General features: G+C 73.2%; 16 protein-coding genes. 10 read left to right on the top strand and 6 right to left on the bottom strand.

Going from position 1 to position 13,590, the window contains the following annotated elements; translation table 11 throughout:
* Nucleotides 1-18 precede the first annotated feature (18 nt).
* The 6 genes from K4S16_RS36845 (at nucleotide 19) to paaE (ending at nucleotide 4,359) form a co-directional block, all read left to right on the top strand.
* The gene (locus tag K4S16_RS36845) at nucleotides 19-465 is read left to right on the top strand and encodes an Lrp/AsnC family transcriptional regulator (protein WP_235037310.1); all 447 of its coding nucleotides are present in this window, start codon (nucleotides 19-21) and stop codon (nucleotides 463-465) included.
* Between the two features lie 130 nt (nucleotides 466-595).
* The gene (paaA, locus tag K4S16_RS36840) at nucleotides 596-1,585 is read left to right on the top strand and encodes a 1,2-phenylacetyl-CoA epoxidase subunit PaaA (RefSeq protein ID WP_149263700.1); all 990 of its coding nucleotides are present in this window, start codon (nucleotides 596-598) and stop codon (nucleotides 1,583-1,585) included.
* Nucleotides 1,582-1,863 (top strand): 1,2-phenylacetyl-CoA epoxidase subunit PaaB, encoded by a 282-nt coding sequence (gene paaB, locus K4S16_RS36835; RefSeq protein ID WP_089315753.1) that lies wholly within the window; start codon nucleotides 1,582-1,584, stop codon nucleotides 1,861-1,863. Before paaA ends, paaB begins: the two co-directional genes overlap by 4 nt.
* Before the next feature lie 8 nt (nucleotides 1,864-1,871).
* Complete coding sequence (gene paaC / locus K4S16_RS36830) at nucleotides 1,872-2,801, top strand: 1,2-phenylacetyl-CoA epoxidase subunit PaaC (RefSeq protein ID WP_149263699.1); 930 nt, start codon at nucleotides 1,872-1,874, stop codon at nucleotides 2,799-2,801.
* Nucleotides 2,795-3,298 (top strand): 1,2-phenylacetyl-CoA epoxidase subunit PaaD, encoded by a 504-nt coding sequence (paaD, locus tag K4S16_RS36825; protein WP_375708362.1) that lies wholly within the window; start codon nucleotides 2,795-2,797, stop codon nucleotides 3,296-3,298. The genes paaC and paaD overlap by 7 nt, the downstream gene beginning before the upstream one ends.
* Nucleotides 3,299-3,300: 2 nt before the next feature.
* Entirely contained in the window at nucleotides 3,301-4,359 is a 1,059-nt protein-coding gene (gene paaE / locus K4S16_RS36820; protein ID WP_149263698.1) for a 1,2-phenylacetyl-CoA epoxidase subunit PaaE, read from the top strand.
* A 10-nt stretch (nucleotides 4,360-4,369) separates the two neighbouring features.
* On the opposite strand, the gene K4S16_RS36815 is transcribed toward paaE, so the two are convergent.
* Entirely contained in the window at nucleotides 4,370-4,987 is a 618-nt protein-coding gene (locus tag K4S16_RS36815; RefSeq protein WP_149263697.1) for a TetR/AcrR family transcriptional regulator, read from the bottom strand.
* A 138-nt stretch (nucleotides 4,988-5,125) separates the two neighbouring features.
* Between K4S16_RS36815 and K4S16_RS36810 the strand changes: the two genes are divergently transcribed.
* Both K4S16_RS36810 and K4S16_RS44690 read left to right on the top strand, forming a co-directional pair.
* Entirely contained in the window at nucleotides 5,126-6,508 is a 1,383-nt protein-coding gene (locus K4S16_RS36810) for an OFA family MFS transporter (protein WP_149263696.1), read from the top strand.
* Nucleotides 6,509-6,532: 24 nt separating this feature from the next.
* Nucleotides 6,533-6,691, top strand: coding sequence for a hypothetical protein (locus tag K4S16_RS44690; protein ID WP_160161157.1), 159 nt, complete (start codon nucleotides 6,533-6,535; stop codon nucleotides 6,689-6,691).
* Here the strand turns inward: K4S16_RS44690 and K4S16_RS36805 are convergent.
* Nucleotides 6,660-8,105, bottom strand: a complete 1,446-nt coding sequence (locus K4S16_RS36805) for a PLP-dependent aminotransferase family protein (protein WP_149263695.1) — start codon at nucleotides 8,103-8,105, stop codon at nucleotides 6,660-6,662. The genes K4S16_RS44690 and K4S16_RS36805 overlap by 32 nt on opposite strands.
* A 93-nt stretch (nucleotides 8,106-8,198) precedes the next feature.
* On the opposite strand from K4S16_RS36805, the gene K4S16_RS36800 reads away from it, so the two are divergent.
* Both K4S16_RS36800 and K4S16_RS36795 read left to right on the top strand, forming a co-directional pair.
* Nucleotides 8,199-9,494, top strand: coding sequence for an FAD-binding oxidoreductase (locus tag K4S16_RS36800; RefSeq protein WP_149263694.1), 1,296 nt, complete (start codon nucleotides 8,199-8,201; stop codon nucleotides 9,492-9,494).
* Between the two features lie 408 nt (nucleotides 9,495-9,902).
* Entirely contained in the window at nucleotides 9,903-10,226 is a 324-nt protein-coding gene (locus tag K4S16_RS36795) for an Lsr2 family protein (RefSeq protein ID WP_149263693.1), read from the top strand.
* Between the two features lie 346 nt (nucleotides 10,227-10,572).
* Here the strand turns inward: K4S16_RS36795 and K4S16_RS36790 are convergent, their stop codons facing one another.
* The 4 genes from K4S16_RS36790 to K4S16_RS36775 form a co-directional block, all read right to left on the bottom strand.
* Nucleotides 10,573-10,893 carry a co-chaperone GroES gene (locus K4S16_RS36790; protein ID WP_149263692.1) on the bottom strand — a complete coding sequence of 107 codons (321 nt, stop codon included), beginning with the start codon at nucleotides 10,891-10,893 and terminating at the stop codon, nucleotides 10,573-10,575.
* A 73-nt stretch (nucleotides 10,894-10,966) separates the two neighbouring features.
* Complete coding sequence (locus K4S16_RS36785) at nucleotides 10,967-11,725, bottom strand: serine protease (protein WP_149263691.1); 759 nt, start codon at nucleotides 11,723-11,725, stop codon at nucleotides 10,967-10,969.
* A gap of 17 nt (nucleotides 11,726-11,742) precedes the next feature.
* Entirely contained in the window at nucleotides 11,743-12,687 is a 945-nt protein-coding gene (locus K4S16_RS36780) for a DMT family transporter (protein ID WP_149263690.1), read from the bottom strand.
* Between the two features lie 122 nt (nucleotides 12,688-12,809).
* Nucleotides 12,810-13,577 (bottom strand): SDR family oxidoreductase, encoded by a 768-nt coding sequence (locus K4S16_RS36775; protein ID WP_149263689.1) that lies wholly within the window; start codon nucleotides 13,575-13,577, stop codon nucleotides 12,810-12,812.
* Between the last annotated feature and the right edge of the window lie 13 nt (nucleotides 13,578-13,590).

The following is a 13,590-nucleotide window of genomic DNA, read 5'->3' as shown; positions in this document are numbered from 1 at the left end:
GCCGCGCGGCTGGACGCCGTGGACCGCGCGATCATCGCCGAGCTGCTGCGCGACGGCCGGATCTCGGTGCGGGCGCTGGCCGAGCGCGTGCACGTCTCGCGCGCCAACGCCTACGCGCGGCTGACCCGCCTGACGGACGAGGGCGTGGTCACCGGCTTCACCGCGGAGCTCGCCCCGCACAAGGCCGGCCTCGGCACCAGCGCGTACGTCTCGGTCACCATCGAGCAGAACTCCTGGCGCTCGGTCTCGGCCCGGCTCCAGGACACCCCCTACGTCGAGCACTTCGCGATGGTCGGCGGCGACTACGACGTCCTGGCCCTGGTCAGGGCCCCGGACAACGAGGCGCTCAGGCACGTGGTGCTGGAACGCATCCAGGACATCCCCGGCGTCCGGGCGACGCGCACCTGGCTGGTCTTCGACGAGGCGCGGGGCCGGGGAGCGCAGTGGGAGAGCTGGGACGACTGAGGTCCCGGCCGTCCCGCGGGCCGGGCGTGCCGCCCTTCTTGCACCCTCGCGCGGCCTGTGTCACGCTGAATACAGACCGCTCGGTCAGTAAATAGGCCGAGTTCAGCCGGGTCCCCAGCGGGAGGAGCCCATGACGACGACGCCGCAGGCCGCGCCGCAGCCGGCGCCCGCCGAGCAGTTCGAGGCGACGATCGCGCGCAACGACCGGATCGAGCCGCGCGACTGGATGCCCGACGCCTATCGCAGGACGCTGGTCCGGCAGATCGCCCAGCACGCGCACTCGGAGATCATCGGGATGCAGCCGGAGGGCAACTGGATCACCCGGGCCCCCTCGCTGCGCCGCAAGTCGATCCTGCTGGCCAAGGTCCAGGACGAGGCCGGCCACGGCCTCTACCTCTACTCGGCGTGCGAGACCCTCGGCGTCTCCCGTGCCGAGCTGACCGAGATGCTCCTCACCGGCCGGCAGAAGTACTCCTCGATCTTCAACTACCCCACGCTCTCCTATGCCGACGTCGGCACCATCGGATGGCTGGTGGACGGCGCGGCGATCTGCAACCAGGTCCCGCTGTGCCGCACCTCCTACGGCCCCTACGGCCGGGCGATGATCCGCATCTGCAAGGAGGAGTCGTTCCACCAGCGGCAGGGCTACGAGCTGCTGATGACGATGATGCGCGGCACCGACGAGCAGCGCCGGATGGTCCAGGAGTCGGTGAACCGGTTCTGGTGGCCGTCGCTGATGATGTTCGGGCCCCCGGACGCGAACTCGCCGAACTCCGAGCGGTCCATGGCGTGGGGCATCAAGCGCAACAGCAACGACGAGCTGCGCCAGCGCTTCGTCGACATGACCGTCCCGCAGGCCGAGGCCCTCGGCGTCACGCTCCCGGACCCCGACCTGCGGTGGAACGAGGAGCGCCAGGCCCACGACTTCGGCGAGCCCGACTGGTCGGAGCTGTCGGCCGTCATCAAGGGCGAGGGCCCCTGCAACGCACAACGGCTGGCGCACCGCCGCCGCGCCCACGAGGAGGGCGCGTGGGTGCGCGAGGCGGCGACCGCCTTCGCGCGCAAGCAGGCGGCCCGGAGCAGTGCGGACGCAGGGCGCGAGGAAGGAGCCGAGGCATGAGCGAGTGGCCGCTCTACGAGGTTTTCGTGCGCGGCAAGCGCGGCCTCAACCACGTGCACGTCGGGTCGCTGCACGCCCCCGACGACGAGATGGCCGTCCGGCACGCGCGCGACGTGTACACGCGCCGCAACGAGGGCGTGAGCATCTGGGTGGTGCGGTCGGACGCCATCACCGCGTCCAGCCCGGACGAGAAGGACCCGCTGTTCGCCCCCAGCGGCGACAAGGTGTACCGGCATCCGACGTTCTACGAGATCCCCGAGAACGTCCCCCACATGTGAAGGCCGCCATGGAGAATCAGCACGCCTCTCAGCACGGCTCCGTGTACGACGGGCTTCTGGACGGCGACAGCTCCCAGTGGGCGTTCGGGACCGACTTCGAGGACCCGCTGGCCGGCGTCGACACGACCGTCCCGGACGGCGTCGACCCGCACGCGCTCGCGACGTACTGCCTGATGCTCGCCGACGACGCCCTCGTCCTGTCGCACCGGCTCTCCGAGTGGTGCAGCCACGCGCCGGACCTCGAAGAGGACATCGCCCTCGCCAACATCGCGCTGGACCTGCTCGGCCAGGCGCGGCTGCTGCTCGCCCGCGCGGCCACCGCCGACCCGTCGGTCGTCCCGGCGCTGCCGGAGGGCTCGCCGGTCCCGGCCGAAGACGCGCTGGCGTTCTTCCGGGACGCGGACGCCTTCCGCAACGTGCGCCTCGCCGAGCTGCCGAACGGCGACTTCGGGCACACCATGGCCCGCGTCCTGGTGTTCGCGACCGCTCGGCTGGCGCTGTTCGAGCGGCTCACCGGCAGCCGCGACGCCGTCCTCGCCGCGGTCGCGGCCAAGGGGGTCAAGGAACTGGCCTACCACCGCGACTTCGCGGGCCGGTGGTTCCTCACCCTGGCGCAGGGCACCGAGGAGTCGCGCCGCCGCGTCCTCGCCGGGCTCGACGACGTGTGGCGCCACCACGACGAGCTGTTCCGCACCCACCCGGTGGAGCGCGCGCTCGCCGAGGCGGGCGTGGCCGCGGACCCGGCCGCCACCGCGGACGACGCCGACGCCGTGCTCGCGCAGGTCTTCGCCGCGAGCGGGGTCGAGCGGCCGGAGGTGCCGCAGACCGGGATGCTCGCCGGCCGCGCCGGACGCGACGGCGTCCACACCGAGGCGCTGAGCCGGATGCTGGCCGAGATGCAGGTCGTCGCCCGCGCGCACCCGCTGGGACGGTGGTGAGCGCCGTGCCCGGCACCGCCCACGCCGTCGCCGCGTCCGTCCGGGACCCGGAGATGCCGATGCTGACCCTGGAGGACCTCGGCGTGCTGCGCCGCGTCGAGGAGCACGGCTCCGCGGTCACCGTGGCGATCACCCCGACGTACTCGGGGTGCCCCGCGCTCGCCACGATGCGCGACGACCTGGTCCACCGGCTCACCGACGCCGGATACGCCGACGTGCGGGTCGAGATCGAGCTGACCCCCGCGTGGTCCAGCGACTGGATCAGCGAGCGGGGCCGCGCGGCCCTCGCCACCGCCGGGATCTCGCCGCCCGGCCCGGCCCCGGAGCGCTCCGGGCCCGTCGCGCTGACCCTCGCGCCGACCCGCCGCAGGCTGCGCTGTCCGCGCTGCGGGTCGGACTCCGTGGAGCTGACCTCGGAGTTCGGCTCCACCTCCTGCAAGGCGCTGTACCGGTGCACCGCCTGCCTTGAGCCGTTCGAGCACGTGAAGGAGATCTAGCGGTGGCGGCTGCGACGTTCCACCCACTCAAGGTCGCCGCGGTCGACCGGCTGACCGACGACTCGGCGGCGGTGACGTTCGACGTCCCGCCCGAACTCGCGGGCGACTACGCGTTCGCGGCCGGCCAGAGCCTCACGCTGCGCCGGACGGTCGACGGCCGGGAGCACCGCCGGTCGTACTCGATCTGCGCGCCGGCGGGGGCCCGGCCGCGGATCGGCGTCCGGGAGATCCCCGACGGCATGTTCTCCTCCTGGCTCGTGCGGGAGGTCCGCCCCGGCACCGAGATCGAGGTCCAGGTCCCGTCCGGCAGCCTGCGGGCCGACCCCTCCGAGCCCGGTCGGCACCTGCTGATCGCGGCGGGCTCCGGCATCACCCCGATGATCTCGATCGCGGCCACCGTGCTCACCCACCCCGGCTCCCACGTGCGGCTGCTGTACGGCAACCGCACGAGCGGGACGGTCATGTTCGCCGAGGAGCTCGGCGACCTCAAGAACCGCTACGGCCCCCGGTTCCAGCTCGTGCACGTGCTGAGCCGCGAGCCCCGCGAGGTGGACCTGTTCTCCGGCCGGCTCGACGCCGACCGCCTGCGCCGCCTGCTCACCTCCGTCACGCCGGTCGACGACGTCGACCACGTGTGGCTTTGCGGCCCGCTGCCGATGGTGACCGGCGCCCGCGACGTCCTGTCCGAGCTCGGCGTCCCGCGCGAGAAGGTGCACGTCGAGCTGTTCTACGTCGACGAGCCGCCCCCCGAGGTGCGGCGCGAGGGCCCGGTCGTCACCGGGGAGACCAGCAAGGTCACCGTCGTCCTGGACGGCCGGTCGAGCACCGCCCCGATGCCGCGCGACGAGCGCATCCTGGACGCCGCCCAGGCCACCCGCGCCGACCTGCCCTTCGCCTGCAAGGGCGGCGTCTGCGGCACCTGCCGCGCCAAGGTCACCGAGGGCGAGGTCGACATGGTCCGCAACTACGCCCTGGAACCCGAGGAGGTCGAGGCGGGGTTCGTGCTCACCTGCCAGTCGCACCCGGTCAGCGCCGCCGTCACCGTCGACTTCGACGCCTGAGCGGGCCGGCTCAGGACGGCGGCGCGGCCAGCCCGTCGAACGCGATCGTGGTGATGGCGTCCGACAGGGCGGACGCGCTCACCTCGCCCCCCGGGCGGTACCACTCGACTAGCGAGTTGACCATGCCGAACAGGAGCCTGCTCACCAGCTCGGGCGGCACGTCGCCGCGCAGCGCCCCCTCGGCGGCCGCCGCGCGCACGAGCTCCGCCAGCCGGGCGTCGATCCAGCGGCGCCGCTGGAGCGCCGCGAGCTCGACCTCGCTGTTGCCGCGCACGCGCAGCAGCAGCGTCACCGCCGGCTGGTGGGCGACCAGCACCTCGACGCTCTTCCGCACCACCCGGCGCAGCCGCTCGTAGGCGGTGCCGCCCGACTCGTCCTGGGCCGCGCGGATCACCGCGGTCAGCTCGTCGAGGGCCTCGTCGAGGGCCAGCGCGAGCAGATGCGTCTTGCCCGGCACGTGGTGGTAGATCGCCGACTTGCCGACCCCGAGCTCCTCGGCGAGGTCGCCCATGCTGGTCCCCTCGTAGCCCTTCCGGTTGAAGAGCTCGATGGCCCGCCGCAACACGGTCGCCTGGTCGTAACCCGGACGCCCAGGGCCCCGGGGACGCGCGCTGACCGGCTCGGACATGAGTTCATGATTCCACAAGGGGCACGGTCGACAGATGGGTGGCGGGGAGGGGTTTTCATGTAGCACGTTTGTGTTTATGGTCGTCGGTGTCGGGGGTGCACCACCTGTCCGGATCCGCTCCCGAACCGGAGGCCCGCCGTGGCGCTCTCCTTCCTCGATCTGCGGCACACCGTCGCGAAACCGGGGTACAACCGCTGGCTCATTCCACCGGCCGCGCTCGCCGTGCACCTCTGCATCGGTCAGGCCTACGCGACCAGCGTCTACAAGACAGCGCTCGTCAAGCACTTCGACGCCAGCCTCACCGCGGTCGGCGTCGTCTTCTCCATCGCGATCGTGATGCTCGGCGCGTCCGCGGCGGTCATGGGCACGTGGGTGGACCGCGTCGGGCCGCGCCGGGCGATGTTCACCGCCGCGTGCTTCTGGGCGTCGGGCTTCCTGGTCGGGGCGCTCGGCATCGCCCTCGGCCAGCTCTGGCTGGTCTACCTCGGCTACGGCTTCGTCGGCGGCATCGGGCTCGGCATCGGCTACATCTCACCGGTGTCGACCCTGATCAGATGGTTCCCGGACCGGCCGGGCCTCGCGACGGGCATGGCCATCATGGGCTTCGGCGGCGGTGCGCTGGTCGCCTCGCCGCTGTCGCGCCGGCTGCTGGCGCTGTACGACCCGGGCGGCGACCCCGCGTCCGGCGGCGCCGTCGCGCTGCTGTTCGTCACGCTGGGCGTCGCGTACTTCCTGGTGATGATGCTCGGCGTGTTCACCGTGCGGGTCCCGCCGCCGGGATGGAGCCCCGCCGGATTCGCGCCCGCGGCGGAGCCCTCCAGGGCACCGGTCGCTCCGCGCGGCGTCTCGGCGGCGTCCGCGATCAGGACGCCGCAGTTCTGGCTGCTCTGGACGGTGCTGTTCTGCAACGTCACCGCCGGCATCGGGATCCTGGAGCAGGCCGGTCCGATGATCGGCGACTTCTTCCGCTCCGGCGGCTCGACGTCGGTGTCGGCGACCGAGGCCGCCGGGTTCGTGGGCCTGCTGTCGATGTTCAACATGGCCGGGCGGTTCGTCTGGTCCTCGACCTCGGACTACATCGGCCGCAAGCGCACCTACGTCGGCTACCTCGGCGTCGGCATGGCCGCCTACGTCCTGCTGGCCCTCTTCGGGGACGCCTCGACCGCGTTCTTCGGCGCCCTCGCCGCGCTGATCATCTCCTTCTACGGCGGCGGGTTCGCGACAGTCCCGGCCTACCTGCGGGACCTGTTCGGCACCTACCAGGTCGGCGCGATCCACGGCCGGCTGCTGACCGCCTGGTCGGCGGCGGGCATCGCCGGGCCGCTGATCGTGAACCGGTTCCTGGACGCGCGCGGCGAGCCGGGCGCGCTCGTGGCCGCCGACTACCGGCCCGCCCTGTTCACCATGGTCGGGGTCCTGGCGATCGGCTTCGCCGCGAACCTGCTGATCCGCCCGGTGGCGGAGCGGCACCGCGCGGCGGAAGCCGAGGCCCGCGTCTCCGACCCCAGCCCGGCAACCTGACCCCGACAGCGAAGGAGAAGCACCATGGCGTCAACGCCGGGCCCCGCGCCGGAGGAGAACCCCGAAACGGCCACCGACACGGCCGTGCCGCGTCTCGTCGTCTCCTGGGCCGTCGTCGGCATCCCGCTGATCTACGGCGTGGTGGAGACGGTCAGGGCGACCCTGCCCCTGTTCGGCGGCTGAGCTCGGGGCGCGCGAGGACGTGCACGAGGGCTTGCAGCGCGTTCTCGAAGGCGTGGTCCGGCGGTGTCGCGTAGCCGACCACCAGGCCGTCCTCGGGCGGGAGGCGGGCGGCGGGGTGGCGGAACATCGACAGGCCGTCGACGGCCACTCCCGCCCGGGTCGCGGCCTCCAGGGCCGCGGTCTCGGTGCCGGGCGGCAGGCGCAGGACGGCGTGCAGGCCGGCCGCGATCCCCGTCACGTGGACGTGGGGGGCCTGCTCGGCCAGAGCCGTGACGAAGCGGTCGCGGCGGGCGCGGTAGCGCTGGCGCATGCGGCGGACGTGGCGGTCGTAGGAGCCGGAGTCGAGGAAGTCGGCGAGGGCCAGCTGGTCGAGCACGCCCGCCCACGCCTCGCGCTCGCCCTTGGCCTTGAGCGCGCCGTCCACCAGATGGTCGGGCAGCACCATCCAGCCGAGCCGGACGGCGGGGGACAGGCTCTTGCTGGCGGACCCGATGTAGAGGACGCGGTCGGGGGCCAGACCCTGCACCGCGCCCACCGGCTGGCGGTCGTAGCGGAACTCGCCGTCGTAGTCGTCTTCGAGGATGAGCCCGTCCGATGCGGCGGCCCACTCCACCACCGCCGTGCGCCTGCGCGAATGCAGCGGACCGCCGGTGGGGAACTGGTGCGCGGGGGTGAGCAGCACGGCGCGCTCCGCTTTCGAGAGCTCGTCGACGCGGGCGCCGTCGCCGTCCACGGTCAGGGGGCGGGTCCGCACGCCGGCCTGCTCCAGCAGCCCCCGGTGGAAGGGCAGGCCGTACCCCTCGACCGCCAGGGGACCGGTCAGCGGGCCGCCGCCGAACAGCAGGCGCAGGGCGTGCGCGAAGCCGGAGCAGACCACGATGCGGTCGGCGTCGGTCCGGACGCCGCGCGTGCGGGCCAGGTACTCGGCGAGCGCGCGGCGCAGCTCGGGGCGCCCGCGCGGGTCCCCGGGGCCGAAGGCCTCGTTCGGCGCGGCCGTCACCGCCCGGCGGGCCGATGCCAGCCAGGCGGCGCGCGGGAAGGACGAGGCGTCCGGCTGCCCCTGCCGGAGGTCGTGCGCCGGTCCGGGGGAACGGCCGCCGGCGGAGCGCGCCGCCTGGCGCGCCGGGGCCGGCTGCGCGCCGAGCGCCACGCGCGTCCCGGAGCCTTGGCGGGCGGTCAGCCAGCCTTCGGCGACGAGTTCGGCGTAGGCGTCGGCGACGGTGTTGCGGGCCAGGCCGAGGTCGGCGGCCAGCGACCGGTAGGGCGGCAGCCGGGTGCCGGGGGCCAGGCGTCCGGAGCGGACGGCCGCGCGCAGCGCCCGGGTCAGCGCGGCCCGGCGCCCGCCGCCGCCCGGCAGCTGCAGATGGAGGTCGGCGCCGATCCGCTCCGCCAGATTGACCCAGTTTTCCGCCATGGGATTGCACTCTATCGCCGGTCTTCTTTCCTCCTAGATTGAGTTGCGGAGATCGTTCTCCGCACACCTGAACTGGAACTACGGAGGAACATGATGGACGCCCTGCGATCCGCCGTCCGTGGCCGGGTCCTGCTGCCCGGCGACCCGGAATTCGACGCCGCGCGCCGCCCCTGGAACCTGGCCGTGGAGCAGCCGGTCGAGGCCGTGGTCGAGGCCGCCGACGCCGATGACGTCGCCGCGCTCGTCCGGCACGCCCGCACGGCCGGGCTGGGCATCGCGACCCAGCCGAACGGGCATGGCGCCACGGGCCGCACCGGGGGCGCGATCCTGCTGCGCACCCGGCGGCTGGACGCCCTGGAGATCGACCCCGCCGCCCGCCGCGCCCGCGTCGGCGCGGGCGTCGCCTCCGGACGGCTCCAGGCGGCGGTCGCGCCGCACGGCCTGACCGGCCTGCCCGGAAGCTCTCCCGTGGTCAGCGTCGCCGGGGTCGCCCTCGGCGGCGGGCTGAGCTGGTTCGGCCGCGCCCACGGCTGGGTCGCCGACTCCGTCACCGCCTTGGAGATCGTCGACGCGGACGGCCGCCGCCGCCGCGTCGCCGCGGACACCGACCCGGACCTGTTCTGGGCGCTGCGAGGCGGAGGCGGCGACGTCGCCGTGGTGACGTCCCTGGAACTGGCCCTCCACCCCGCACCCCACCTTTACGGCGGCCGGGTGCTGTGGTCGGCCGAGCACGCGTCCGAGGTGATGGACGCCTACCGCCGGATCACCGCCGCGGCCCCGGACGCGTTGACCGCATGGCTGGACCTGCTGCACTTCCCCGGCGCCGACCCCATGGTCGCCGTGGACGCCACCTACCTCGGCCCGGCGGACGAGGCGCGCGACCTGCTGCGGCCCCTGGACGGGCTGCCCCGGCCCCTGTCCGACGGCAGGGCGGTCATGCCGGTCTCCGAACTGGGCGCCATCACGGCCGAGCCCACCGACCCCGGCGCGGGCCGCTCGCGCGCCGAACTGCTGACCGCCCTGGACGACGGCGCGGTCAAGGCGCTGCTGGCCGACCCCGTCGCCCCCCTGCTGAGCGTGCAGATCCGGCACCTGGAGGGCGCGTTCGCCCGGCCGTCCGACAGCCCGCACGGACCGCTCACCGAGCCCTACGCGCTCTACATGTTCGGAATCCCGTCCGACCCGGCGACCGCCGAGGCCGTCGCCGCGAAGCAGGCCGCGCTGGCCGGCCAACTGCCCACCACCGGCCGCAAGCCTTACACCTTCCTCAACCCCGAGGAGACCGCGGCGAACGCGTTCACCCCGGAGACCCTGACCCGCCTGCGCGGCATCAAGACCCACCACGACCCCCACAACGTCTTCCGCAGCAATTTCCCCGCCACCCCCTGAGAACCGAAGACCGAAACCACCACAGCACCACGCACCAACCCGGGGGCCCGCGATCGCGTCCGAAGGCAGATTCGAGCGAAGCGAGAATCTGATCGCGCAGCGAGCCGCAAGGCGAGTCGGAGCGATGCCAGCGATCGCCGCAGTGCTCGACGATGGAGGGCCGCCAAGGCCCGAAGGAGGAGAGCGCTGCAATAGACACAGAAAGGCAATAAGATCCCCAAGGCAGGGTTCGAATTGCAGAGGCGTCGCGCGTGTGCCGGTCCGCTGCCTTTATACCGGGACATGGGGCGGTGCCTCGCGCGGCCGCGGCCATGCCCGGCACAGCGTCGATGACCTGGTCTGTTCCCCGGCGGCCTAGTATGGAAGACGGGACCGTCATTCGTCACTGACCGAAGGGGAAGGCAATTCATGGCGCAGCAGGTCAAGGTTCACCTGGTCGACGACATCAGCGGTGGGGAGGCCGTGGAAACCGTCGCGTTCGCGCTCGACGGTAAGGCCTATGAGATCGACCTGAACAAGAAGAACGCCGCCAAACTGCGCAAGGTCATCGAGCCTTACCGGGAGCACGCCCGCAAGGCGCGCCGCACCGCGGGCCGGCCCGCCGCGCGCACGGCGGGCAGCCGCGAGCGCAGCGCCGAGATCCGCCGGTGGGCGCGGTCGGCGGGCATCCCGGTCAACGACCGCGGCCGCATCCCGGCCGACGTGATCCAGAAGTTCGAGGCCGCGCACTGACCCGCCGCCCGGAACGCCGGGTCGGACCGAGTGGGTGGCAGCCAGGCAGATGCCCGGCTCCAAACGGCTGCGAGTGCGGGTGCCGACCGCTCCAAAACGTCGTGCACCCGCCGCCGCACGGCAAGAGGCGACCGCGAGAGCGTCGAGGCCTTCAGGAAAGCCGCGACCTCAACCGGCACCGCAACCACGCGCCGACCCCAACCTCTGCGATCGCGTCCGAAGGCAGATTCGAGCGAAGCAAGAATCTGATCGCGCAGCGAGCCGCCAGGCGAGCCGGAGCGATGCCAGCGATCGCCGCGTTTTTCGACGATGGAGGGCCGCCAAGGCCCGAAGGAGGAGAAAAAGGCTATAGATACAGCCCGGTGCCGTGCTCGGGGCGTTCGCTGGCGATGGCGTGGAGGTCGCGTTCGCGCATGACCAGGTAGTTCTCGCCCTGGATCTCGACCTCGTACTGGTCGCCGGGGTGGTAGAGCACGCGATCGCCCGGTTTGACGATCCGGACGTGGTGGCCGACGCCGCAGACCTCTCCCCAGACGAGCCGGTTCTGCTGCTCGACCGTCGCGGGGATGACGATGCCGCCGGTGCTGCGGCGCTCACCGCTGTCCTTCTCGGTCTTGATCATGACCCGGTCGTGCAGCATCTGGACTTCGAACTTCGGCTCGGACACGCGGGCGAGTTTATCCGTCCGCGCGGGTAGGAACGTTCCGCGGCCGGTTCCGTCGTCCGGCCGGGGTGCCGGGTCAGGGCATGGAGGCCAGCTTGGCGTAGACGCCGGGGTATCCGGGCTTGCCGCAGCCGTAGCCCCAGGAGACGAGCGCGGCCACGCGCCCGCCGGCGATCAGCGGGCCGCCGCTGTCGAACTGGCAGGAGTCGGCCTTGGCCGATCCGGCGCACAGCATGTCGGACGGGTCGAAGGAGTCGCCGTACGCGCGCCGGCATGCCGCGTCGCCGGGGAGCGGCACGCGGGCCGCCCGCAGGCGGGTGTTGAACAGGTCGTTCTCGGAGGTGAAGCCCCACCCGGCGATCTCGCCGGTGCGGGCGTCGCCGGGCGCGCCGAGGGGTGCGGACGGGCGGTTCACGCGGCGGGCGAGCGTCAGGACGGCGAGGTCGTGGTGGCTGACGGTCTCGCCCTTGAAGGAGGTCTCGCGGTACTTCGGGTGCACGCGCACCGACTTGACCGTGACCGTCTCCCCGCCCCGGTTCGTCAGGTCGTCGCGGCCGAAGGTGACCGTCAGGACGCCGGGCACCGAGCGGAACATCGACACGCAGTGGCCCGCGGTGAGGAGCCGGTCGGGCGCGGTCAGCACGCCGCCGCAGAACTGCCCGGACGGCCGGACGAAGAAGATCGGCGACCCGACCGCGGCCAGCCACGGGTACCGCGCCGCGGGCACCGGGGCGCCGCCCAGCACGGCGTTCGCGGGCGGCGCGGCGAGCGGCGCGAGCCCCAGGGAGGCTCCGAGCAGTGCGGTGCCGAGCAGCCGGCGGGAGAGCAGCGCCATCCCGGCACTGTAAGCGATCAGGGGGTCGCGCGCACGCCCTTCCCGGCGGCCGCGCGGACCGGCGCGACCGGGTCCTCGTACCGGGGGAACAGCGCCAGCGCGGCCAGCGCCAGCGCGAAGCCGCCCGCACGCAGCGCGAACGGCCCGGTGTCGCGCGGCCACTGCTCGCCGAACAGGACGGTGCTGCTGACGACCAGGTACGTCCGGCCGATGACGGTCAGCACGACCGCGACGATCGCGACCCGGCAGCGCTGCAGCGCGACCTGCAACTGGCCGAGCGCGATCGCGGCGAGGCCGAGCGTCAGGTACGGGTAGGGGGACTCCAGCACGGCCCGCACGCTGCCGGTGTCCTCGTAGAGGATCGAGATGCCGCGGATGCCGGCCTCGGCCAGCCCGGCGCAGGCGCCGGCGCCGATCCCGTAGGCGACCCCGGCGAGCTTGCGGGCGTGCCGCCCGCCCGTGCGGCGGTCGCCGACCAGCCACACCAGGGCCGCGACGACGACCGCCGGGGCGCACACGGCGAGCATCGGCCACGGGCGGGTCAGCGTCCCGGTGAGGGTGGCGTCCGCGTGCGGCTCGCCCTCGGCCGTGGCCGAGAGCCCGATCAGCCCCGTGGCGAGGACGAACAGCGCGACGCTCGCCCATTCGCGCACGCTCAGCCGCTCACCGAGGACCCCCACCGCGAAGGCGACGAGGAACACCAGCCCGAGGGCGAAGACGGGCTGCGCGACGGCGAGCGGTATCGCGGAGAAGGCGACGACCTCGTAGCCGAGGCCGAGGAACAGCAGCAGGCCGCCGCCGAGCCAGACGGGGTCGGTCAGCATGAGCCGGGCGACCCGGAAGGGGCGGCTGCCGCGCAGCGGCTCCATCCGGCGCGCGGAGACGCGGAAGACGAGGAAGGCGATGTAGTAGACGGTGGTGGCGAGCAGGGCGAGGGCGGCGTAGCCCAGGTCGTGACCCATCGGGAAAGACCCTTCGGCGGACGGGGGCGGGAAGAGTCGTCCGGCGCGCCATCGAATCGACTTCCCTGCCACCTTGCCTTGTCGCACCGCCCGTGACAAGGCCGTGACCCTTGACTAAATGATCAATCGTATTTACGGCCGGTGGTGGACGACAGGCGGGCGATGAGCCCGCGCGGCAGCAGCCGCGTGGCGCCGACGACGGCCTTGTACTGCGCCCCCGGGACGCTGACCTGGACGCCGCGGCGCAGGTCGCGCAGGGCGGTGGCGACGACGTCGTCCTTGTCCAGCCACAGGAACTCCGGCACGCCTGACATGTCCATCTGGGCGCGGTCGTGGAACTCGGTGTGGACGTATCCGGGGCAGAGCGCCATCACCCGGACCTTGCCCCGCGACCGGTTCCGGATGTCGGCGGCGACGCCCTGGCTGAAGTTCACGACCCAGGCCTTGGAGGCCCCGTACGTGCCGCGCGTCGCGAACGCCGCGACCGACGAGACGTTGACGACGCCGCCCCGGCCGCGCTCCAGCATGCCGGGGAGGACGGCGTGCGTGAGCCGCAGGACGGCCTCGCAGTGCACGCGGAGCATGGTCAGCTCGTCCGACACCGGCACGTCGAGGAACACGCCCTTGTTGCCGAACCCGGCGTTGTTGACCAGCAGGTCGACGTCCTTGCGGACGCGCTCCTCCGCCGCGGCGAGCCCCTCGTCGGTGGACAGGTCGGCGGGCAGCGTCTCGGCGCGCACGGCGTAGGTGGCGCGGAGGTCGGCGGCGGTCCGCTCCAGCCGCTCGGCGTCGCGGGCCAGCAGGACCAGGTCGAACCCGTCGGAGGCGAGGCGGCGGGCGAAGGCGGCACCGATCCCCGCGGTCGCGCCGGTGATGAAGGCGGTCGGCATGGCACCGAGCCTA

The organism is Actinomadura sp. K4S16, from assembly GCF_008327685.1.
Classification (GTDB): Bacteria; Actinomycetota; Actinomycetes; order Streptosporangiales; family Streptosporangiaceae; genus Spirillospora.
Note: the sequence above shows the minus strand (reverse complement) of the source record. Positions and strands in the feature narration are given on the sequence as shown.

Coding starts and splice junctions, on each gene's coding strand:
- K4S16_RS36800 (WP_149263694.1), top strand. CDS start 8,199: ATGGACGCCCTGCGATCCGCCGTCCGTGGCCGGGTCCTGCTGCCCGGC.
- K4S16_RS36795 (WP_149263693.1), top strand. CDS start 9,903: ATGGCGCAGCAGGTCAAGGTTCACCTGGTCGACGACATCAGCGGTGGG.
- K4S16_RS36785 (WP_149263691.1), bottom strand. CDS start 11,725: ATGGCGCTGCTCTCCCGCCGGCTGCTCGGCACCGCACTGCTCGGAGCC.
- K4S16_RS44690 (WP_160161157.1), top strand. CDS start 6,533: ATGGCGTCAACGCCGGGCCCCGCGCCGGAGGAGAACCCCGAAACGGCC.
- paaC (WP_149263699.1), top strand. CDS start 1,872: ATGGAGAATCAGCACGCCTCTCAGCACGGCTCCGTGTACGACGGGCTT.
- paaB (WP_089315753.1), top strand. CDS start 1,582: ATGAGCGAGTGGCCGCTCTACGAGGTTTTCGTGCGCGGCAAGCGCGGC.
- paaA (WP_149263700.1), top strand. CDS start 596: ATGACGACGACGCCGCAGGCCGCGCCGCAGCCGGCGCCCGCCGAGCAG.
- K4S16_RS36775 (WP_149263689.1), bottom strand. CDS start 13,577: ATGCCGACCGCCTTCATCACCGGCGCGACCGCGGGGATCGGTGCCGCC.
- K4S16_RS36805 (WP_149263695.1), bottom strand. CDS start 8,105: ATGGCGGAAAACTGGGTCAATCTGGCGGAGCGGATCGGCGCCGACCTC.
- K4S16_RS36815 (WP_149263697.1), bottom strand. CDS start 4,987: ATGTCCGAGCCGGTCAGCGCGCGTCCCCGGGGCCCTGGGCGTCCGGGT.
- K4S16_RS36780 (WP_149263690.1), bottom strand. CDS start 12,687: ATGGGTCACGACCTGGGCTACGCCGCCCTCGCCCTGCTCGCCACCACC.